A 20,847-nucleotide genomic window follows, 5' to 3' on the forward strand; every position below is an offset into this window, starting at 1 on the left:
CGGCATAGGTCAGCACGACCCGGCCCTGCGGCTCGTAACGCCAGCTCGTCGAATGCACGACCGTTCCGGGATCGGCGGCCGGCACCCCGCTGAGCCGCCGTGCCGCCTCGTCGGGGCTTTCGCCGGCCTCGGGCCGGGTGGTGGCATGGCGGTATGACCAGCGATCGTCGGTGCCCACCCGAAGCATGAGCGTCTCAACCGAAACCACGTGTCTCCCCAGTCCCGCCGATACCTTACTGCCACTCATATGCAACTACGTTACAGGTGCATATGGGCTCCCACTCTTGAACCCGACGGCGGGCCCGGCTGTAGTCGAGGGCATGCGAGAGAGAGGCCGACAGCCATGCCCGGTTTGCTGGTGCTGATGGGGTCGGGCGAGACGAGCCCGACCATGGTCGAGATCCACCGCGCGGCGGCGCGAAAACTGCGCGCGGGAGCCCGTGCCGTGCTGCTCGACACCCCCTACGCCTTCCAGGAGAACCACGCCGACATCTCCGCCCGCGCCCGCCGGTACTTCGCGCGCAGCGTCGGCCTGGAGGTCGAGGTGGCGGCGGCGGGCATCACCGGCGCCGACTGGGTCTTCTCCGGCCCCGGCAGCCCCACCTACGCCCTCGACCGGTGGGCCGGCTCCGGCGTCGACGGCGACCTGCGCGCCCGCGTCCGCACCCGCCAGGGGGTGACCGTGCTGGCCTCGGCGGCGGCCTGCACGGCCGGTCTGGCCACCGTGCCCGTCTACGAGATCTACAAAGTGGGGGCGGAGCCGCACTGGCGCGACGGCCTCGACCTGCTTGAGCCGCTGGGCCTGCGAGCCGTGCTGATCCCCCATTTCGACAACGCCGAGGGCGGCACCCACGACACCCGCTACTGCTACCTCGGCGAACGCCGGCTCTCACGCATGGAGCGCGAACTGCCGCCGGGCACCGCCGTGCTCGGCCTCGACGAGCACACGGCCCTGATCATCGACCTCGGCGACGAGTCGGTACGCGTGGCGGGCCGGGGCGGCCTCACCGTCCGCCTGCCCGGTTCGGCCACGGTCCTGCCGACGGGCACGCGCACCGACGTCGCCGGGCTGCGCCGCCTGGCAGAAGGAGGCGAAGCCGGGCCCGCCGCCGCCGCGCCGCCCTCGGCGCCCGCCGCCGAGCCCGCCGTCACCCTGGAAGAGTCGATCCGGGCATGCGAAGAGCAGTTCAAGGCCGCCGTCGCCAAACCCGACATGGTGGCCGCCGCCCAGACCGTCCTCGACCTGGAGGCCGAGATCGTCAAATGGGCCGCCGACACCGAGGAGGACACCGGGGGAGTGGAGCAGGGCAGGGAGCTCGTGCGGCTGCTGATCGCCCGGCTCGGCGAACTCGCCTCGACCGCCGCCCTGCGCTCCCTGGTGGAGCCGCTGCTCACCCTCCGGGCCACGCTCCGGCAGGAGGGCCGCTACGAACTCGCGGACGCGCTGCGCGAAGCGATGCTCAGGGGCGGCGTCGCGGTCGAGGACACCCCGGACGGCTCCCGCTGGACCACCGCCCCGTGATCCATTCCGTACGAGCGACAGGCAAAGACAGGGTAACGTAGCCCTGTCACTTAACGTGTTCATTCGACTACGCTTGGCCTTGTATTGCCGTGCGTGCAAGACTCGGACCATGGAAGGCGATGAGGATATGACTGCCGTGCCGGAAGATGGCTGGCTGACTGCTCATCCGCCGCCCAGGCGTGCCAGGCTTTTCGCGCTGCCTGGCAAGGATGGCTACACCGTTGAGGACTGGCTCAGGCTGCCCGAAACCGGGGAGCGGATCGAGTTGATCGACGGGAGTTTCCTGGTGAGTCCCATGCCCGCGTATGATCACGCGCTCTGCGCCGGGCGGCTGCGGCAGATTCTGCTCGATGCCGCGCCGGAGGAGTTCGAGGTGGTTGAGACGGGGAACCTCCGCGTGGGTGATGACGGGCTGATCCCCGACGTGGTGGTCGGGGACGCTGCGGCGATACTCGCCGGCCCGGTTGCGCTCGCCGCATCCGAGGTCGTGTGCGTGGCCGAAGTCGTCAGTCCCGGCAAGGGCAATCGGGAGCGCGACTACACCGTCAAACCGCCCAGATACGCCGCCGCCGGGATTCCCGTCTTCATCCGGGTCGACCTGGAAGGTGATGACACCCCCCATGTCGAGGTGTTCCACCTGGGGGAGCAGGGATATGAGCTCGTCGTGGAGGCGAAGGTGGGCACAGTCGTCACGCTTGAACAGCCCTTCCCCGTGTCCTTCGACCCGGCAGTCCTGACTGGCCCGCGTCGCAGGTAGTCCCCGGAACGCGGTTCACGAAGCGTCGTAACGGTGGCGCGCCACTGAAGGGCTCAGAAAGCGTCTCCCTGGAGGGCCCTCGGCCAGGTGCGGCGGGTGGGGCAACCACGGCTTGCCGTACAAGAAGGAAGGTTTGAAAAGGAGAGGCGTCACCGGCGGGGCGGGTCGATGCGGGCGCCGTCGGGGGTGAAGATCATCAGGCGGGCGAGGTCGACGCCCACTTTGGCGGCGTCGCCTGTTCGCCACACGGGGCGGTTGCCGAGGCGGATGATCAGGTCGGAGCGGCGATGCACTCCGCTGCTCGGGTGCTGTCCCACCTGCTCCTGCTCCTGCGGCTCCTGATGCCGGGCGGGGAACAGTCGCCGCACCAGCCCCGATAACCTGCCGGAGCCGGTCTTGTCGCCGCCTGCCCGCCCGCGCTGATCCGGCGGCTCAGGAACGGGCACGGCCGGTATCCCGCACGACAGGTACGCCAGCCACTCGTGCCCGTGGTACTCCAGCGTCCGCACCCGTCCGTAGAACGAGGGTCCCTCGTACGATTCCGGCACCGGCGCGAGCCCGTCCGGCCGCACCCCCACCAGGACCTGCCCGCCTGTGTGCTGTGAGATGGCGTACGCTCTGGGATCGCTCCACGGCAGCGTGAGCCGGTGCGGGCCGAAGTCGAGCAGCACGTACTCGTTCTGCGGCGTCCTGACGCCCGCCGCCAACAGGTTCAACTGCTGGGAGTTGAGGAACGCCGCCACGAACGCGGTGGCTGGATCGTTGTAAATCTGGGCCGGAGTGCCGAAGTCCTGCAGAACCCCGCGATTCAGGATCGCGATCCTGTCGGCCAGCGTCAGCGCCTCGACCTGGTCGTGCGTGACGTAGATCGTGGTGACGCCGAGCGATCTGACCAGGGCCGAGATCTCCATGCGCAACTCGGTGCGCATTCCGGCGTCGAGGTTCGACAGCGGCTCGTCCATCAGGAACAACTTGGGCTGCCGCACGATCGCCCGGCCCATGGCCACCCGCTGCCGCTGGCCGCCCGACAGCGTCCCCGGGCGGCGGTCGAGCGTCTCGTCGATGTGCAGCGCCCTGGACAGCTCGGTGACGCGCTCGCGCACCAGGTTCGGGTCGGACTTGGCGATCTCCAGGGGGAATGCGATGTTCCCGCGCACGGTCCTGTGGGGGTAGAGCGCGCCGTTCTGGAAGACCATGGCGACGTCGCGGTCGCGCGGGGCCAGGTGGTTGGCGAGCTGGCCGTCCAGCCAGAGTTCGCCTTCGGTGATCTCCTCCAGGCCCGCGACCATGCGAAGCAGCGTGGACTTGCCGCAACCGGAGGGACCGAGGAGGACGAGGAACTCGCCGTCCTCGGCCCGCAGGCTCAACCGGTCGACTGCGAGGTAGTCACCCGGATACACCTTGGTCACTTTGTCGAGTACGACCGAGCTCATGGGCTCACACCTTGCGCGCGTGTCACCTGTGACGAGGCTGATTGAAGAGGTAGTACATCGCGCCTTAACGGTGCATGTCCACCCTTGACATAAATAATCTCGTGTTTGGGTGTTTCGGGCGGGAGTTTTGAGCATCCATGCGCCGAAATTTCCGGATCTGGGGTTGCTGGAAATGCTTGCGTAAACTTACGGCAAGGGTTTTCATGGTCTCGGACGTTCAGGGGGAGACTATGACCGCGTGGTGGCAGGGCGGGGCGATCTACCAGGTGTACGTGCGCAGCTTCGCCGACGGTGACGGTGACGGCGTCGGCGACCTGATCGGCGTTCGCGATCGCCTCCCGTACCTGGCAGAACTGGGCGTCGACGCCATCTGGCTGACGCCCTTCTACCCCTCGCCGATGGCCGACTTCGGCTACGACGTCGCCGACTACCGAGACGTCGACCCGCTGTTCGGCTCCCTCTCTGACGCCAAGGCGCTCATCGACGAGGCGCACGGCCACGGGCTGCGGGTGATCGTCGACGTCGTCCCGAACCACACCTCCTCGGCCCACCCCTGGTTCCAGCAGGCGCTGCGCGGCGAGAAGCGCGAGCGCTACATCTTCCGCGACGCCCCCAACGACTGGGAGTCGATCTTCGGCGGCCCGGCGTGGACGCAGGTCGAGGACGGCCAGTGGTACCTGCACCTGTTCGACTCCACACAGCCGGACCTCAACTGGGACGACGCCGACGTGCGCGGGGAGTTCGAGTCGATCCTGCGGTTCTGGCTCGACCTGGGCGTGGACGGCTTCAGGATCGACGTGGCGCACGGCATGGTCAAGCCGCCCGGCCTGCCCGACATCGGCCGCGGGAACCAGGCCACGATGGTCGGCCGCGAGCCGGTGCCGTTCTTCGACAACGACGGCGTCCACGAGATCCACCGCGCATGGCGGCGGCTGCTCGACTCCTACCCGGGCGAGCGCATCGCCGTGGCCGAGGCGTGGGCGCCGACCCCCGAGCGGCTGGCCAGATACGTGCGCCCCGACGAACTGCACCAGGCGTTCAACTTCCACTACCTGTTCGCCCCGTGGGAGGCCGCCGAGCTGCGGGCGGTCATCGACTCCTCGCTCGCCACGGCCGGCTCCGTGGGCGCGCCCAGCACGTGGGTGCTGTCGAACCACGACGTCAAGCGGCACCTCACCCGCTACGGCAGCCTGGCCAGGGCGCGCGCCGCGGCCCTGCTGACGTTCGCGCTGCCCGGCTCGGTCTACGTCTACCAGGGCGAGGAACTGGGCCTGCCCGAGGTGCTCGACCTGCCGCCCGAGGTGTGCCGCGACCCGCAGCGGCTGCGCGACCCCGACAGCGGCCGCGACGGCTGCCGCGTCCCCCTGCCCTGGACGCGCGAGTCCGGCTGGCAGGACCCGTGGTTGCCGATCCCGGCGGAGTGGGCCGAGCTGAGCGTCGAGGCCCAGCACGGCGTCCCCGGCTCCACGCTGGAGCTCTACCGTGCGGCGCTGCGGCTGCGGCGGGAGATTTCCGGCGAGCTCACCTGGCATGAATCGCCAGAAGGCACGCTGCTGTTCTCCAGGGGAGGTTTTGTCTGTGCCGTTAATCTCACAGAAACACCCGTGGACTTCGGCGTCGAAGGAGATCTCCTGATCGCCTCCGATGTGCCAGGAGCAGCGGATTCGGCGGCCTGGTGGAAAGTAAAGTGTGAGGCATGAATGGTCACGCTCGCCTAGCCGACATCGCCGCCCAGGCCGGGGTGAGTGAGGCCACGGTCAGCAGGGTGCTCAACGGCAAGCCGGGAGTGTCGGCCGCCACCCGGCAGTCGGTGATGGCCGCGCTCGACCTCATGGGCTACGAACGCCCGCCCCGGCTCAGGCAGCGCAGCAACGGCCTGGTCGGCCTGGTGACGCCCGAGCTGGACAACCCGATCTTCCCCGCGTTCGCGCAGGCCATCGAGAAGGCGCTGACCCAGCACGGCTACACGCCGGTCCTGTGCACCCAGCTTCCCGGTGGCGCGCCGGAGGACGAGTTCACCGAACTGCTCGTCGATCGCGGCGTGAGCGGCATCGTGTTCGTCTCGGGGCTGCACGCCGACACCACCGCGCGCATGGACCGCTACACCCGCCTGACCGACCGCGGGCTGCCGATCGTGCTGGTCGACGGCTTCAACGAGCACGTCGACGCCCCCTTCATCTCGCCCGACGACCGCCTGGCCGCGCGGCTGGCCGTGCAGCACCTGGTCGACCTCGGCCACGAGCGCATCGGCATGGCTTTGGGCCCGCGCAGGTTCGTGCCGGTGATCAGGAAGATCGAGGGCTACAAGCAGGCCATGGCCGAGCTGCTCGGCGTCTCCGACGCCGACGAACTGGTCGCCCACTCGCTGTTCTCCGTCGAGGGCGGACAGGCCGCCGCCGCCCAGCTCCTCCTGCGCGGCTGCACCGGCATCGTCTGCGCCAGCGACCTGATGGCGCTGGGCGCGATCCGCGCCTGCAGGCAGCAAGGGTTGTCGGTGCCGGGAGAGGTGTCCGTGGTGGGGTTCGACGACTCGCCGCTGATCGCGTTCACCGACCCGCCGCTGACGACCGTACGCAAGCCGATCGGCGCGATGGCCTCGGCCGCCGTCCAGACGCTGCTCGAAGAGGTCAACGGCGCGCCCGCCAAACACGTCGAGCTGATCTTCCAGCCAGAACTGGTCGTCCGCGGCTCCACGGGCTCCGGCCCGCTGGTGAACCGGTGAGGCGGGACATGCGGCCCCGGGCGTTCCGGTCCGTTGGTGAATGGGTGAGGTGGGGCATGCCGGTGTGCGGTTTCATGGTGGATCGGTGAAGCGGGACGTTCTCGTTCTCGGCGGTGCCGGGGTCGACACGACGGTGTACGTGCCGCGCCTGCCGCTGCCCTATCAGGACACCTACCAGGTGCCCCCGATCATGGACCGGATCGGCAGCACCGGCGCGGGCGTGACGCTCGGCTGCCACGCGCTCGGCCTCGCCGTCGCCTTCGCCGACCTGATCGGCGACGACCCGCAGGGCGCGCTGATCCGCCACGCGCTGCGCGACGTCGAGTGCCGCTTCGGGCCGGCCGCGGCGGGCACCCGGCGCAGCATCCTGCTCGTCGGCTCCGACGACGGGCGCCGCACCTCCTTCTACGACGCCAAGGTCACCCCCGGCGAGCGCCTGCCCCGCGAGCTGTATTCGGACGTGCGCCCCAGACACCTCCACCTGTCGATCATGGACTTCTGCCGCCACGCCTACGACGACTTCGACGGCGTGCCGATCTCCACCGACCTGCACGACTGGGACGGCGTCAACGACTACCACAAAGACTTCGCCTACCGCTCCGACCTGGTGTTCCTGTCGGCCGCCGCGCTACGCGACCCGGCCGCCGCGATGCGCGGCATCCTTGATCGGGGCCGCGCCCACACGGTCGTCTGCACCCTCGGCGCCGACGGCTGCCTCGTCCTGACCCGCGAGCCCCTGACCCGCGAGCCCCTGACCCGCGAGCCCCAGCCCCACGAGTACGGCCTGCGCGCCTTTCCCGCCGCACCGCTGCCAGGCCCCATGGCCGACAGCAACGGCGCCGGTGACGCGTTCGTCTCCGGTTTCCTGTATGGGACGTTGACCGGCCGGCCCCTGGAGGAGTGCGCCAGGCTGGCGGCCGTCGCCGGCGCGCACGCCTGCACGGTCCCCGGCACCCACGAGTCCCCGATCACCGAGTCCGCGCTGCCGGCGTCGTGAGCCTCACGTGCTCGCCGGGTGCGGCTGGTCCAGCTCCCGCCAGGTACGGCTGAGGAACGGCGGCACGGAGGCGAGCAGGTAGACGCCGGTGAACGCGTAGAGCGTGATCGACAGGTCGGTCACCTCGGTCAGCGAGCCCGCCAGCAGCCCGCCCATGGGCATGCCCGCGTACGTGGTGGCCGTCAGGGTGCTGAGCACCCGCGCGCGCAGCCGTACCGGGATCCGGTCGAACTGCAGCACGCCGAGAATGGGGTTGATGGCGCCGGCCGCGAAGCCGGACAGCGCCGTGACGGCGAGCGCCACCGGGATCGGCGCGCCCAGCGCCAGCACCAGCACGCGCGGCGCCCCGGCGAGGAAGAAACACCAACCGTAGGTCAGTCTGCGGGGTAATCGCGCGGCGGCGGTGCCGTAGGCGATGGTCCCTGCCACCGCGCCCGCCCCCAGCACGCCGGTGAGCAGCCCGAACGCGCGCGGGTCGCCGGCCACGTCGCGCGCGTAGAGCGCGAGCAGCACCTGCGTGACGCCCGTGTCGAGCATGTTGACGACCACGATCATCGACGTGGCGCTCAGCTGCAGCCGGTCGCGCCACAGGAACCTCAGCCCGTCGCGCAGGTCGCTGAGGTATCCGCCGGAGTCCCTCGGCCCGCCGCCGGCCCACGGGACGCCGCCCGCGATCAGGGCCGCCGAGCACAGGAACGTGGCCCCGTCCACGAACAGCAGAGCGCTCGGCCCGATCCAGAGGATCAGCAGCCCGGCCATCGGCGCGCCCACCATCGTGGCGCCGCGGCTGACGCCGTCGTAGGCGGCCGTCGCGCGCACGATCCGCACCCCGCCGAGCGCGGACAGGTCGGGCAGCATCGCCTTGCGCGCGGTCTCTCCCGGGGTGGCGGCCAGCCAGCGCACGAACAGCAGCACCAGTAGCAGCGGATACGACAGCCCCGTCGTCAGGACCAGCGCGGGGACGGCCAGCACGACCAGGCCGCTGATGAGGTCGGACAGCACGCTCGCCCAGCGGAACCCCAGCCAGTCCACGAGCGTCCCGCCGAAGGCGGCGGAGACGACGATCGGAAAGGTGGTCGCGAACGCGGCCACGCCCGTCAGCCCGGCGCTGTGCGTGGTCTCCAGGACGAACCACGGGATGGCCAGCATGGACAGGACGTTTCCCGTGACGGAAAGGGCGTTGGCGGCCAGCAACGTGATGAATGGACGCCTCACTCGACAATGCCCCCGGCAACGGTTCCCGCTTCAGCGTTCCCTACGTGTGGCCCGTGGTCAATCCGCTAGGCTGCCGCATAAATCATGATTTGATAGCACGAATATGCGCTAGCAAAGGACGCAGATGTACCGCTGGGAGATCGTCCAGGCCGTCACCGAGCAGCGCGTGTTCGGCATCGTCAGGACCGCGGGGCCCGATGAGGCGGTGGCCGCCGCGCAGGCCGTGCTGGACGCCGGGCTGAAGGCCGTGGAGGTCGCCCTCACCACGCCGCGCGCGCTCACCGCCGTCGCCCGCCTCACCGAGCAGCGGCCAGAAGCGCTCGTCGGCGCCGGCACCGTCCTCGACGCCGCCTCGGCCAGGGCCGCCGTCGAGGCCGGCGCGCGCTTCCTCGTCTCACCCAACCTGCACCCCGAGGTGATCCGCGCCGGCCACCGCCACGGCGTGCCGGTCTTCCCCGGCGTCTCCACCCCGACCGAGATCGTGCGGGCGCTGGAAGAAGGCGCGGACGCGGTCAAGATCTTCCCCGCGTCGGCCGTGTCGCCGTCCTGGCTGCGTGACGTACGGGCCGCGCTGCCGCAGACCCCCGCGATCCCCACCGGCGGCGTGAGCATCGACAACGCGCCGGACTGGATCGCTGCCGGGGCCGTCGCCTGCGGCATGGGCTCGGCCCTGACCTCCGGCGGCGCCCAGGCGGCGGGCGAACGGGTCGCCGCGCTGCTCGCCAGACTCGCCCGGGCCCGCTGAGAGCGTGGAGCTGCAGGGGCTGCACGGGCAGGTGGTCGACGCCCTCGGTCGCTCGCTCGCGGCCGAGGAACTCCGCGCGGGCCAGGTGCTGCGCCTGGAAGACGTCCAGGAACGGTACGGCGTCTCGCGCACGGTCGCCCGCGAGGCCGTCCGCGTGCTGGAGTCCAAACGGGTGGTCACCAGCCGCCCGAGGGTCGGCCTCACCGTGCGCCCGATGAGCGCCTGGAACCTCTACGACCCCCAGGTGATCCGCTGGCGGCTCGCCTCGCCCGCCCGCGACGTGCAGCTCCGCGAGCTGGCCGAGCTCCGGGCCGCCGTCGAACCGGCCGCCGCCGCGCTGGCCGCCGAGCTCGCCACGCCCGCCGAACGCCGTGAACTGCTCGCCCACGCCCTGACCATGGCCGACGCGGCGCGGGACGGCGACCGGCCCGCCTTCGTCGCCGCCGACACCGCCTTCCACCGGGCGCTGCTCACCGCGTCCGGCAACGGCATGTTCGCCCAGCTCGCCGAGGCGACCGAGGAGTTGCTCGTGGCCAGGCGGGACCTGCTGCTCCTGCCGGAACAGCCGGAGACGGCCGCCGTCCGCCGGCACCTCGACGTCGCGGAAGCCGTCGCCGCAGGACGGGCAGCGGAGGCGGCCCAGGCCGTGGCCTCAATCGTGCGGGCGGCCCGCGACGAGGTCGAACGCCTCCTCGCCTGCGCCCTCGTCCCTTCCACCTCCACTTCCTCGAAGGAGAGTTCATGACCGTCGCGGTTCACGTCGGCCCCGAACCCGTGCCCGTGCTCATCGACGCCGTACGCCGCGCGGGCGGCCAGATCGTGCCGCTGGACGAGGCCGAGGCCATCGTCTACTTCGGCAGCAACGCCCCAGACGAGCTGCGGTCCATGCTCCACGACCGCATCCGCTGGGTGCAGCTCCCGAACGCAGGCGTCGAACGCTGGGCCGACGCCGGCGTCTTCACCGAACATCCCGTCTTCACCGCGGCCGCCGGCTCGTACGGGGTGGCCGTCGCCGAGCACGCGCTCGCCCTGATGCTCACGGCCGCGCGCGGGCTGCACCGGCTGGCCAGGGCCACGACCTGGGGGCCCAACGTCTCCAGGGAGTTCGCCGGCTCGACGGTCGCCATCGTCGGCTGCGGCGGCATCGGGCGTGCGCTGATCCGCATGCTGGAACCGTTCGGCTGCACGATCGTGGCGGTCACCGACAGCGGTGAGGTGCCTGGCGCTGCCCGGGTGCTTGCGCGTGCCCGCTACCGGGAGGCGCTGCCCGACGCCGACTACGTCGTCGTCTCGGCGCCCGCCACGCCGGGGACCAGGGGGATGTTCGGGGCGCGGGAGTTCGAGCTCATGCGTGAGGAGGCGTGGCTGGTGAACGTCGCCAGGGGCGGCCTCGTCGTGACCGACGACCTGGTGGCGGCGCTGCGCGCGGACCACATCGGCGGGGCGGCGCTCGACGTCACCGACCCCGAGCCGCTGCCGGACGACCATCCGCTGTGGAAGCTGGACAACGTCCTGATCACGCCGCACTGCGCGAACCCGCGCCCGGCGTACTGGCGCGGGCTGGCCGACCGCGTCACCGACAACGTGCGGCGCTTCGAGGCCGGGGAACCGCTGGAGGGCCGGGTCTCCGCGTCCCAGGGCTTCTGAGGGACGCGTTCGGCCCCTCCTCGGGCTTTTGAGGGGCCGCGCCCCGCCCCGGGCTGAGGGCCGCGCCCCGTCCCCGGGCTTTTGAGGGCCGCGATCAGAGGGGTGTGCGCGCGCCCGCCGGTGGCCGGGGCCGTCCGGGCGAAGCGCGCCTCATCACAGCGTGAGCCGGGCTCCCTGGCTCAACCCCGAGTCGTGGACCTCCAGCCCCTGCGGGTCGAGGTCCTTCGGGAGCTCGAACACCAGCGTGCCGGTGAACGACGCCCCCGACTCGATGCGGACCGGCGAGATCTCCTCGCCGCCCTTGTCGAGCAGCCGGGTGCCGCCGTGCGCGTCGTCGTCCTCGTCGATGAGCTTCTGCTGGCCGGGGTAGAGCACCCTGGCGTCAGGGCCGAGGTTGTTGACGCGGACCCCGACCTGGCACGTGCGCTTGGGGGCGGACTTTTCGGGTTTCTGGCACTTCACGCCCGTCACGGCGAAGCGCAGCCGGCCGTCCTGCACCGGTCCGTCCTCGCCGAAGGCGGCGGAGGAGCGGAACAACCAGGCCACGGCCACCATCAGCACCAGGAACAGCACGACCGCGATGACCAGGGCCATCAGGCAGCCCGTGAGCACGCCCCGCTTGGGCTTGGCGCGCGGGTAGCCCGGCAGCGGCCCCGGACCGGTGGTCGAGTGGTGCGGCAGCGGCCCCTGCCCCGTCTGGTGGGGGAGCGGGACATGCCCGAGCGGCCCGGTGCGGTCAGGGTGCGGCGGTTGCGGCCCGCGCACGCCTCCCGGCACGGGCCCGGTGCGCTCGACATGCGGCACGGGCCCCGAGCGCTCGGCCCGCGGCGGCTGCTGCGGCCCCCGGCCCACGCCGGGAGTGGGGCCGGTGCGCTCGGCGGGCGGCGGCTGCGGAATGCGCCCGGACACCTCCGGATGGGCCCGACCGGGCTCCGGATGACCGCGGCCGGGCTCCGGGTGGCGGTGGCCTCGGCCGCTTCCCGGCGTCGGACCCGTGCGTTCGGCCGGCGGCGGCTGCGGTGCCCGGCCCACGCCGGGAGTGGGGCCGGTGCGTTCGGCGGGTGGCGGCTGCTGCGGCCCTCGGCCGGCGCCCGGGGTCGGGCCCGTGCGTTCGGCGGGTGGTGGCTGCTGTGGGCCGGGGATCGGCCCGGGAGCGGCGGGGCGGGGCGGGGGTGCGGCGTGTCCCGTGCCCGGCATGGCGCCGGCGCGGTTGTGCGGCATCAGCGGCTGGAACTCCGAGGCGTTCCACTCGTTGGTCAGGTGTTTGGTGGCCGCGAGCTGCGCCGCCGGCTCGTCGGCCGCCTCCACGAGCTCGAGAAGCAACTGCTTGGCCGCGGGCCTCCGGTCGGGGTCGGGGTGGATGGCCGCCGCCACCAGCCGATCGAGCGGCGCGGGCAGCCCCCGCAGGTCGGGCGGAGCGGTGCGGGCACGGGCGGCCATGACGTAGGCGTCGCCCTCGCCGAACGGATGCCCGCCCAGCCCCGCGTACGCGATCAGTGACCCCCACGCGAACACGTCGCCCGCCGGGCTGGTGCGCCCCTCGAAGACCTGCTCGGGAGCGATCCAGCCGGGCGTGCCCATGACCATGCCCGCGTTGGTGTGCCGTGAGCTGACGTGCGTCGAGCGCGCCAGACCGAAGTCGATCACCCGGGGCCCGGCCAGCGTCAGCATCACGTTGGCCGGCTTGAGGTCGCGGTGCACCAGCCCCGCCGCGTGGATCGCGGTCAGCGCCGCGGCCACGCCGACCGCCGCGGAGTGCAGCACGGACGGCGACAACGCCCCGTGCTCGATCAGGTGGTCTTCCAGGGAGATGCCGTCGATGTACTCGGTGACCAGGTAGAGGACGCCGCCGTCCTCGCCGTGGTCGAGCACCCGCGCCGTGCAGAACGAGGCGACCTTGCGCGCGTTGGACACCTCTTCGTGGAAGCGCGCCCGGTAGACCGGATCGGCGGTGAAGTCGCGGCGGATCGCCTTGAGCGCCACGCGCGTGCCGTCAGGCCCCTTGGCGAGGTAGACCGTGCCCATCCCGCCCGAGCCGAGACGGCTGATCAGCTCGTAGGGGCCGATCGCCGGCGGATCTTCCGGCTTCAGCGGAGTGCCTGCGAAGCGCCCCAATGTCGCCGTCCTCTCGCCGTCGTCATCCCGTCGCCTCAACCCGAACCGTTCCTCCGCCCGGCATGCCCTGTTGCACCCAAGACTCTAACGGAGGAAGGGCCTGCCCGGTGGCGTCTAGGCCTGAGCGGACTGGCGGCGCGCAGGGCGCATCCGCACGCGCAGACGGGCGAGATTGATCGTATGGGGCAGCGGGCGGTGCGGCGACAACATCCGCCCGACCGGCTTGGGACGGGCCACGCGCAGGATGCCCGCAAGGAACGCCGTGCCGACCGTGAGGGTCAGGCGCAGGCCGTCGCAGCCCGGCATGGCCCACCACTCGTCGGCGGCCGTGCCGTCCAGCCAGATCTCGGGCGCGAACGTGTTCGCGTACGGCAGACGCGGGCTACGCTGGTGCGCCGCGATCGGCACGAGCACGGTGGTGCCGGCGGGCAGGGTGGTGCCGTACCACTCGGTCTCGGCGGTGGTGACCCGCGACAGCGCGGGCGCCGGCGGCCACAGGCGCAGGCCCTCGCGCAGGCAGGCCCGCAGGTAGTCGGGGTCGGCGCGGGCCGACTTGCGGTGCGCGGGGTGGGCGGCGAGCAGGGCCAGCGTCTGCATCAGCCCGGTCGAGGTGACGCCCAGCCCCATCAGCCAGAACGCCGCCTGCATGAGCCCACGCGACTCGGCCTGGCCAGGCGTCTCGGCGATCAGCCCGGCCAGGCTGCCGGGCTCGGCGCGGCGCAGGTGGTCGATGATGCGCGCGTCGTAGCGGCCCGACAGCAGGTCCTGGCGGCGCCGGGCCCGCCACCTGCCGGCCCGCGTCATGCCCGTCAGCAGCCGGGTGAGCTCCTCGTCGCCGGCGGCGCCGTCGCCATAGACGCAGCGCCTGGCCACGCGCTGCCAGCGGGCGTCCAGGCGGGCGTGGTCCACCACGCCCGCGGTCAGCGCCGCGGCCTCCTCGCGGGCGATCTCGATGAACGTCGGGCGCAGGACGTCCGTGGGCAGGCCGAACGGGCGCTGTTCGCCGGCCGCCGCGTAGGTGTCGTCCCCCTCCGCCAGCACGCGCAGGGCGTCGCGCTTGGACATCACCAGCAGCGCCGGGCCGCGCAGCCCGCGCACCAGGACGGGACGGCCACCGTAGCGGGCTTCGAGCCCGGCCAGCAGGGTCCACGCGCGCAGCACGTCGTGTCCCGGCAGGAGGTGGGGCGTGCCCGGTGGGGCGAACGTGGTCGCCAGGCGCACGCTCTCCAGCAGGCTGGCCCTGGGCAGCCCCCTAGGCACGTCCGGCCTGCCACGATCCGACCGGCGCCCGCGAGTCCGGGGCCGGCCCGGCCCAAGGCCGGACCGCGGGCGCCTCCTGGGTGGCCGGAGCGGGAAGGAAGTCCATGACCTGATGTGATCTCCTGGTGTGCCGGGTCCGCAATCGCGGTTTCGGTCAGTGGAACACTTTCGGGCTCAATGTCATGGAGCGTTCCAATGGTCGGAACGTGAGGTGCCGACCAGCGCCGCCGAGATGGCCTGGGCCGCGCCGCGCACGGAGATGCCCAGCTTGGCGAGCGGGGCCGCGGTCGCGGGCGTGGAGACGCCCAGAGACATGCAGATCCGCCCGTCCGGCCCGAAAACCGGCGCGGCCACGCAGGCCACGCCCTCGGTGTACTCCTCCAGCGCGTACGCCACCCCGTGCCTGCGGATCTGGGCCAGCTCGCGCTCCAGCCCGGCCAGCGTGGTGATGGTCCGGTGCGTCATGCGCTCGAACACCCCGCGCGCCAGCAACTCCTGGCGCAGCCCAGGGTCGAAGGCCAGCAGCGCCTTGCCGGTGGCGGTGCAGTGCAGCGGGGCGCGGTCGAGGCAGTCGGAACGCGAGCTGACCCGGTTGTGCCCGTACAGGCGCTCGACGTAGCGGGCCTCCAGATTGGCGGGCACGGCCAGGTTCACCGTCTGACGGGTGGTCTCGTACAGATAGAGCAGGTAGGGGAGCACCATCCGGCGGGTGCCCGGCACGCGGGCGCGGGTGATGCCCGCCATCGACTCCAGCAGCTCCCCGGGCAGGTAGCCGTTGCCCACGCGTCTGGCCAGCTCGCGCGAGCACAGCACGCCCAGGATGCGGTGGGCGGTCGATTTGGGGAGCCTGGTGCTGCGGCACAGCTCCGACAGGCTGAGCGGGCGGGAGGCGGCGCCCAGCGCGAGGAGGATGTCGATCCCGCGTTCCAGGCTGCCCGGGTGCGACGCGGGGCGCTCGTCGATCAGTGGCTGTACTTGGCGGGCCGTTGGCGTCGGCATCAATGTCCTTTCGCCCCCCGAGGAGCGGAAAGGGCTTCTCAGGGTCCGGGGTTGTTCTGCGCTTGACCTACCCGGTTGATCCGCGCTGATACCCGCCAATGATCTCCGCGTACCCGGAAACGGCCACCTCACCAGGCGTTCTGGCCCCTATGTCCAGACCCGCCGGAACCCGCACGCGCTCCCCTCCCGCCAGCCGTTCCAGGAGTGTTCAGGGCAGCCGACCGCGAGCATTGGGCCGATACGCGGCCCTGGCCCGCCTGGCCGAGATAGACGAGCCGGAAATTGGCGTGAAGAAAACCTGCTGTGCGGCGAACACTGGGCGACAGTTGCCTTCGAAAGGACGCCATGACTGCACCACCTGACGCCAATGACGTGATGGAAGACGTCATCGTGGTCGAGCGGTCGATGGACAATCCTGACCTGTTCGCCCTCCTGTACGACCGGTACTTCAAGGAGGTCCACCGAATGCCGTGGCCCGGCATCGCCGCAGGGAGGGCCGCCGTCTGAACGCGGTGACCGGCACCGTCGAGCTCGCCCCCGGCTTGCCCGAGGTGTCGCCGAAGGCGTCCCGTATGAAGATCCCCTGTTGAGACTTTTCCCCACCTGATCTGGCCTGATGGGCGATAGTGGCGCTCCGCCGCAGGAGGCGGCGAAGTAGCTGGGTGACCAGAAGCGGCCGTGCATGATGGCGGGGTTGACCTGGGCCGGTGAACTCCTTGCGGAGGTAGTGCGAGGAGACGCCTTCAACGAGTTGACGAGTTTGCTGATCGCGATCTTGGGCGGGTAGCGGACGAGCAGGTGGACGTGGTCGTGTTCGCCGTTGAACTCGCGGAGTTCGGCCTCGAAACTGTCGCACACCTCGATCATGATGTCTTCGCAGCGGCGCGGCATCTCATCGTCAAACACGTTTCTGCGACATTTGGCGACAAAGACCAAATGGACGTGTATCGCCGAAACACGTGTCTGCCACGCCGATATTCCACGTCCTGGCTCATAGACCAGGTGATAATGTGTTCGAGCCGGTGATTCGAGCCGGTGAATTCGCGAGCGTTCCGTGGGAGAGGGGGTGTTTCGCATGCTGGCGGGCCGGAAGTACCGCCTGGAGTTCGACTTCGGGCAACGGGCGTTCGCCGAAAGGCTGGGCGGGATCTGCCGGGCCGTGTGGAACACCGGCCTCGAACAACGGCGGGATTACCGGCGGCGCGGGAAGTGGATCACCTATGAGGAGCAGTGCGGGCAACTCGCCGACGCCAAGAAGGACCCCTACTGCGACTGGCTCGCCGACGCTCCCGCCCAGGTGATCCAGCAATCCCTCAAGGACCTGGACCAGGCGTGCCGCAAGCATGGCACGTGGAAGGTGCACTGGAAGTCGAAGGCGAAGTGGCGGCCGTCGTTTCGGTTCCCCACCGCGAAACACCTGCCCGTGGAGCGGATCGGCCGCAAATGGGGACGGGTGTTCCTGCCCAAGTTCGGGTGGGCGCGGTTTCGGATGTCGCGCCCGCTCGGGGGAAGCGTCAGGTCCGCGACCGTGTCCCGGGACGGCAGGCACTGGTTCATCAGCTTCCTGATCGACGACGGGATCGCCGAGCGTGAGAAACACGCGTGCTCTGAATGGGCAGGCGTGGACCGGGGGGTGGTCACGGCCGCCGTGACGTCGGACGGGGAGTTCTACGACCGCCGCCACGCCGGAACCGGCGATGTCTCCTCCGGGCAGCCGCCACGGGAGACGAAAGAGCGCCGGCAGGACGACCTCGGGTATCTCACGCCCGGCGAAGGGGAACGGTATCTACGGCTGCAACGCCAGCTCGCCCGCACGAAGAAGGGATCGAAGCGGCGCAAGAGGGTCGTGGCCGCGATGAGTGAGATCATGCGGCGGGTCCGGTGGCGGTGCGCTGACTTCAACGCGCAGGCCGCGCACCGGCTCACCCGCGTGTACGGGCACATAGTCATCGAAGACCTGAACACCAAGGGCATGAGCGCGGCCGTCAAGCCGAAGCCCGACCCCGACCGGCCGGGCAGGTTCCTGCGCAACGGCGCGGCAGCGAAATCCGGGCTCAACAAGGCGATTCTTGACAAGGGCTGGTACGGCCTGGAAGTCGCCCTCCGCTCCAAGGCGCGCTACACCGGCAGCACCATCCATAAGATCAACCCCGCGTACACGTCCCAGACGTGCCCGGAGCCTGCGTGCGGGAAGGTGGATGAGAAGAGCCGCAAGAGCCAAGCGGTCTTCTCCTGCACTTCTTGCGGGCACACCGAGCACGCCGACATCGTCGGGGCGAGGAACATCAAGTCCAAAGGACAGGCGGCTGGGCTGGTCGTTTCAGGGCGTGGAGACCCACCCGGGTCCGAGAAACGTCAAGCACCCCATTCCACAGCACGGGCCGCGCAAGCGGCACTGGCTGCCGCATAGCGGCACGGGAATCCCCGTCCCTTTACTTTAGGGCGGGGAGCAGGTCAAAGCTCTACGAGTACCGCACCAATGTGGCGTCCTTGGAGCAACTCGCACAACGCACGCGGTGCTTCGTCGATGCCCGACAGGCGGGTGTGCGGGAAGATGATGGTGCCCTCGCGCAGGGCCTGGCCGAATTCCTGCGTCGCTTGCGGAATCGCGTCCAGATGATCGCTGCCCGAGATGCCGCGCAGGGTGATCCCTCGGAGGATGAGGGAGCCGGTGTCGATCTCGACCGGGGCGGTGAAGCCGCCGGAGATCTGGCCGGACAGCGTACCGACAAGGGCGACGCGGGCACCGCGGCGGGCCACCGCCAGCGCGGCCGACAGTTGCTCGCCGCCGACATTGTCGAAGACGGCGTCGATCCCGTCCGGGGCCGCCTCGCGCAGTTGGTCCTCGATCGGGCCCGCCCCGCGGATGACGACGGCGTCGTAACCCAACTCCTTGATCAGGTACTCGCCCTTGCGCCGGGAGCCGGTACTGCCGATCACCCGCGTCGCCCCACGTAGGCGGGCGAACTGCCCGGCCAGCGAGCCGACGCCGCCCGCCGCACCGGTGACGAACACCGTGTCTCCCGTCCGCACCTCGGCGGCCCGCACGATGCCCAGCCAGGCCGTCAGCCCTTGTGAGAGGTGGGCGGCCACATCGGGCATCGCCTCGGGATCGATCCGCTGCACGCCGGCCGCGTCGACAGCCGCGTACTCGCGCCAGCCATGGCGGTGTTCGACGAGATCGCCCGGACTCAGGCCGGTGCCCGGCGCGGCGATCACTTCGCCGATGGCCGGACCCCACAGGGCTTGGTCCGGCTCGTACGGCGGCATGGGCAGATCCGCATCGCCCTGCATCAGGGTGCGCATCACCGCGACGACGCTCATGAGCCGGTTGCGCACGAGCACCTGGCCGGGGCCGGGCTCAGGCACCGGGACCTCGACCACGTGGAAGTGGTCGGTGCTGAGCGCCCCTTGCGGGCGAGCGGCCAGGCGCACCTCTCGATGGGTGGCTGGGATGGCAACGATCATGGCAACTCCTCGATAGCCGGACACCGCACGGACAACGTTAGGAGTTGACGCATACGTCAACTTCAAGCCCGCCGGGTGTTCCGCCCGGAGTGCGTTACCTGAGGGCGGCGGCCTCGGAGGCGAGCTTCTCCACCCGTCCCCAGTCGCCGGCGGCCAGCGCGTCGGCAGGGGTCAGCCAGGTGCCGCCGACGCAGCCGACGTTCGGCAGCGCGAGGTAGTCGGGGGCGGTGGCGGGGCGGATGCCGCCCGTCGGGCAGAACCGCACGTCGGGCAGCGGGCCGTTCATCGCCTTCAGGTACGGCACGCCGCCTGCCGCCTCGGCGGGGAAGAACTTGAGCTCCTTGATCCCCCGCTCGGCCAGTGCCATCACCTCCGTGACGGTCGCCGCGCCCGGCAGGTACGGCACGCCGCTGGAGTCCAGCGCCTCGACCAGCGACAGGGTCGTCCCCGGCGACACCAGGAACCTCGCGCCGGCCGCGATGGAGGCTGCGATGTCGTCCGTCGTCCTGATCGTCCCCGCGCCGACGTTCGCCTCCGGCACTTCGGCGGCGATCCTGGCGATGGCCTCGCGGGCGGCTTTCGTGCGCAGGGTCACCTCGATGACCGGCAGGCCCCCTGCGACCAGGGCCCTGGCGATCGGGACGGCGGTCTCGGCGTCCTCGATCACCACGACGGGGATCACGGGGGCGAGATCGAGCAAGCTCATGGGTTCTTTCTCCTCGTCGGCCTTGGTCACGGCCGTCTAGTTCTACACGATTGCGAACACACCGCCACTGCCCAGCATCCGGGCACACGCACCGTGGATCGTGTCGTGGGGCCGTATCGGCGTGCGATCGTGCGGGAGGCGGTGTGGGTGCGATGGTCGCGCGGCGCGGAGACGTGGGCACGGCGCCGGCGCAACGAAGTTCACCCCACCAGTTCGGTCCGGGCGCGCTGGCTCAGCCAGGCCGCCGCGCCCGTCAGCGCCGGTTGGGGCGCGACGATCAGGGCCGTGCCGATGGCGGAGAGGTAGTCGGCCATGTCGGGATTGGCGGTGAAGCGCGGACGGAAGTCGCTGGTGCGCACGCGTTCCACGATACGGGGCAGCACCCCGCCGCCCAGGTACACCCCGCCGCGAGCCCCCAGCGTGAGGGCCACGTTGCCGGCGAAGGTGCCCAGCATCCCGCAGAACACCTCGACCGTCTCGGAGCACAGCGAGTCGTCCAGCCGGGCGACGATGTCGGAGGCGCTCAGTTCGGGCGCGGTGACGCCGTTGACCTGGGCCAGCGCCCGGTGCAGCCGGACGATCCCCGGCCCGGACAGCAGGTGCTCGGCCACCACGTGCGCCAGCCCCTGGGACTGCAGCACCCGGACGATCTCCAGTTCCCGCCTGTCCACCACCGGCGCCGTGACGTGCCCGCCCTCGCCGGGGATGGGCGTCCAGCCGCGTTCGGTGGGCACGAGTCCGCCCACGCCGAGCCCCGTCCCCGGCCCGAGCACGGCCTTGACCCCGTAGGCGAGGGCGGGCCCGCCCAGGGAGACCAGGTCGTCGCCCTCCAGGTGGGGCAGTGACACGGCCAGCGCTTCGAAGTCGTTGAGCAGCACCGCGTACGGCACGTCGAGGTCGCGTACGGACCCGGCCCATGCGGAGTTCGTGAGCCGGTAGCGGTCGCCGTCGATGGGACCCGCGACGGCCAGGCAGGCCGCCCCCGGTCGCGCGCCGCCCGCGTGTTCGGTGAGATAGGCGGCCACGGCTTCCGGGAGGGTCGGGTAGCCGGCCCCCGCCAGCACCGCGACGTTCGTGGGCCGCGCTCCCAGCGAGGTGACCAGGCCGAACCGGGCGTTGGTTCCCCCGATGTCGGCGACGAGCCAGGGAAGGTCAAAGGCGCTCACCGCATACCTCCGGCATTCAGGGCGGCGTGAAGATCGCTCGCCATAGACCGAAGGATGTCACGAACGCTCACGCCGTCCCAGACGGGGACGTGAGG

General features: G+C 71.1%; 18 protein-coding genes and 1 pseudogene. 10 read left to right on the forward strand and 9 right to left on the reverse strand.

All coding sequences use genetic code 11. The features are described from left to right. Positions 1-343: 343 nt before the first annotated feature. Together ACFOY2_RS16340 and ACFOY2_RS16345 are read left to right on the forward strand one after the other, a co-directional pair. Complete coding sequence (locus ACFOY2_RS16340) at positions 344-1,522, forward strand: hypothetical protein (RefSeq protein WP_379528868.1); 1,179 nt, start codon at positions 344-346, stop codon at positions 1,520-1,522. A gap of 109 nt (positions 1,523-1,631) precedes the next feature. Continuing rightward, entirely contained in the window at positions 1,632-2,279 is a 648-nt protein-coding gene (locus ACFOY2_RS16345; protein ID WP_379528869.1) for a Uma2 family endonuclease, read from the forward strand. Positions 2,280-2,428: 149 nt separating this feature from the next. Here ACFOY2_RS16345 and ACFOY2_RS16350 read toward each other — a convergent pair whose 3' ends face one another. Beyond that, positions 2,429-3,712 (reverse strand): ABC transporter ATP-binding protein, encoded by a 1,284-nt coding sequence (locus ACFOY2_RS16350; RefSeq protein WP_379528870.1) that lies wholly within the window; start codon positions 3,710-3,712, stop codon positions 2,429-2,431. Between the two features lie 230 nt (positions 3,713-3,942). Here ACFOY2_RS16350 and ACFOY2_RS16355 point away from each other — a divergent pair, with 230 nt between their 5' ends. From ACFOY2_RS16355 to ACFOY2_RS16365, 3 genes are all read left to right on the forward strand, one after another. After that, the gene (locus tag ACFOY2_RS16355; RefSeq protein ID WP_379528871.1) at positions 3,943-5,412 is read left to right on the forward strand and encodes a glycoside hydrolase family 13 protein; all 1,470 of its coding nucleotides are present in this window, start codon (positions 3,943-3,945) and stop codon (positions 5,410-5,412) included. Continuing rightward, positions 5,409-6,434, forward strand: a complete 1,026-nt coding sequence (locus tag ACFOY2_RS16360; RefSeq protein WP_379528872.1) for a LacI family DNA-binding transcriptional regulator — start codon at positions 5,409-5,411, stop codon at positions 6,432-6,434. The genes ACFOY2_RS16355 and ACFOY2_RS16360 overlap by 4 nt, the downstream gene beginning before the upstream one ends. A gap of 85 nt (positions 6,435-6,519) precedes the next feature. Continuing rightward, complete coding sequence (locus ACFOY2_RS16365) at positions 6,520-7,431, forward strand: carbohydrate kinase family protein (protein ID WP_379528873.1); 912 nt, start codon at positions 6,520-6,522, stop codon at positions 7,429-7,431. A gap of 3 nt (positions 7,432-7,434) precedes the next feature. Here ACFOY2_RS16365 and ACFOY2_RS16370 read toward each other — a convergent pair whose 3' ends face one another. After that, positions 7,435-8,646: an MFS transporter gene (locus ACFOY2_RS16370; protein ID WP_379528874.1), complete on the reverse strand. Its 1,212-nt coding sequence runs from the start codon at positions 8,644-8,646 to the stop codon at positions 7,435-7,437. A gap of 124 nt (positions 8,647-8,770) precedes the next feature. On the opposite strand from ACFOY2_RS16370, the gene ACFOY2_RS16375 reads away from it, so the two are divergent. The 3 genes from ACFOY2_RS16375 to ACFOY2_RS16385 are packed head-to-tail and all read left to right on the forward strand — an operon-like array spanning position 8,771 to position 11,038. Then, positions 8,771-9,391, forward strand: a complete 621-nt coding sequence (locus ACFOY2_RS16375; RefSeq protein WP_357809949.1) for a bifunctional 4-hydroxy-2-oxoglutarate aldolase/2-dehydro-3-deoxy-phosphogluconate aldolase — start codon at positions 8,771-8,773, stop codon at positions 9,389-9,391. Positions 9,392-9,395: 4 nt separating this feature from the next. Then, positions 9,396-10,136: a FadR/GntR family transcriptional regulator gene (locus ACFOY2_RS16380; protein ID WP_379528875.1), complete on the forward strand. Its 741-nt coding sequence runs from the start codon at positions 9,396-9,398 to the stop codon at positions 10,134-10,136. After that, complete coding sequence (locus ACFOY2_RS16385; protein ID WP_379528876.1) at positions 10,133-11,038, forward strand: D-isomer specific 2-hydroxyacid dehydrogenase family protein; 906 nt, start codon at positions 10,133-10,135, stop codon at positions 11,036-11,038. The genes ACFOY2_RS16380 and ACFOY2_RS16385 overlap by 4 nt, the downstream gene beginning before the upstream one ends. A 153-nt stretch (positions 11,039-11,191) precedes the next feature. Here ACFOY2_RS16385 and ACFOY2_RS16390 read toward each other — a convergent pair whose 3' ends face one another. From ACFOY2_RS16390 to ACFOY2_RS16400, 3 genes are all read right to left on the reverse strand, one after another. Beyond that, positions 11,192-13,153, reverse strand: a complete 1,962-nt coding sequence (locus tag ACFOY2_RS16390; protein WP_379528877.1) for a protein kinase domain-containing protein — start codon at positions 13,151-13,153, stop codon at positions 11,192-11,194. Positions 13,154-13,267: 114 nt separating this feature from the next. Continuing rightward, positions 13,268-14,413 carry a cytochrome P450 gene (locus tag ACFOY2_RS16395; RefSeq protein WP_379528878.1) on the reverse strand — a complete coding sequence of 382 codons (1,146 nt, stop codon included), beginning with the start codon at positions 14,411-14,413 and terminating at the stop codon, positions 13,268-13,270. 180 nt (positions 14,414-14,593) lie between these two features. Then, the gene (locus ACFOY2_RS16400) at positions 14,594-15,412 is read right to left on the reverse strand and encodes an IclR family transcriptional regulator (protein ID WP_379528879.1); all 819 of its coding nucleotides are present in this window, start codon (positions 15,410-15,412) and stop codon (positions 14,594-14,596) included. Between the two features lie 345 nt (positions 15,413-15,757). Here ACFOY2_RS16400 and ACFOY2_RS16405 point away from each other — a divergent pair, with 345 nt between their 5' ends. After that, complete coding sequence (locus tag ACFOY2_RS16405) at positions 15,758-15,919, forward strand: hypothetical protein (protein ID WP_379529015.1); 162 nt, start codon at positions 15,758-15,760, stop codon at positions 15,917-15,919. A 105-nt stretch (positions 15,920-16,024) separates the two neighbouring features. Here ACFOY2_RS16405 and tnpA read toward each other — a convergent pair. After that, positions 16,025-16,407: pseudogene (tnpA, locus tag ACFOY2_RS16410) on the reverse strand (IS200/IS605 family transposase); the annotation flags it as partial. Between the two features lie 80 nt (positions 16,408-16,487). On the opposite strand from tnpA, the gene ACFOY2_RS16415 reads away from it, so the two are divergent. Beyond that, complete coding sequence (locus tag ACFOY2_RS16415; protein ID WP_379528880.1) at positions 16,488-17,822, forward strand: RNA-guided endonuclease InsQ/TnpB family protein; 1,335 nt, start codon at positions 16,488-16,490, stop codon at positions 17,820-17,822. Between the two features lie 44 nt (positions 17,823-17,866). On the opposite strand, the gene ACFOY2_RS16420 is transcribed toward ACFOY2_RS16415, so the two are convergent. From ACFOY2_RS16420 to ACFOY2_RS16430, 3 genes are all read right to left on the reverse strand, one after another. Next, a complete protein-coding gene (locus tag ACFOY2_RS16420; RefSeq protein ID WP_379528881.1) occupies positions 17,867-18,880 on the reverse strand; it encodes an MDR family NADP-dependent oxidoreductase in 1,014 nt (337 codons plus the stop codon). A gap of 94 nt (positions 18,881-18,974) precedes the next feature. Continuing rightward, the gene (gene eda / locus ACFOY2_RS16425) at positions 18,975-19,586 is read right to left on the reverse strand and encodes a bifunctional 4-hydroxy-2-oxoglutarate aldolase/2-dehydro-3-deoxy-phosphogluconate aldolase (RefSeq protein ID WP_379528882.1); all 612 of its coding nucleotides are present in this window, start codon (positions 19,584-19,586) and stop codon (positions 18,975-18,977) included. 200 nt (positions 19,587-19,786) lie between these two features. Further along, positions 19,787-20,752 (reverse strand): glucokinase, encoded by a 966-nt coding sequence (locus ACFOY2_RS16430; RefSeq protein WP_379528883.1) that lies wholly within the window; start codon positions 20,750-20,752, stop codon positions 19,787-19,789. Between the last annotated feature and the right edge of the window lie 95 nt (positions 20,753-20,847).

It is taken from the genome of Nonomuraea purpurea, from assembly GCF_042650645.1.
GTDB lineage: Bacteria > Actinomycetota > Actinomycetes > Streptosporangiales > Streptosporangiaceae > Nonomuraea > Nonomuraea purpurea.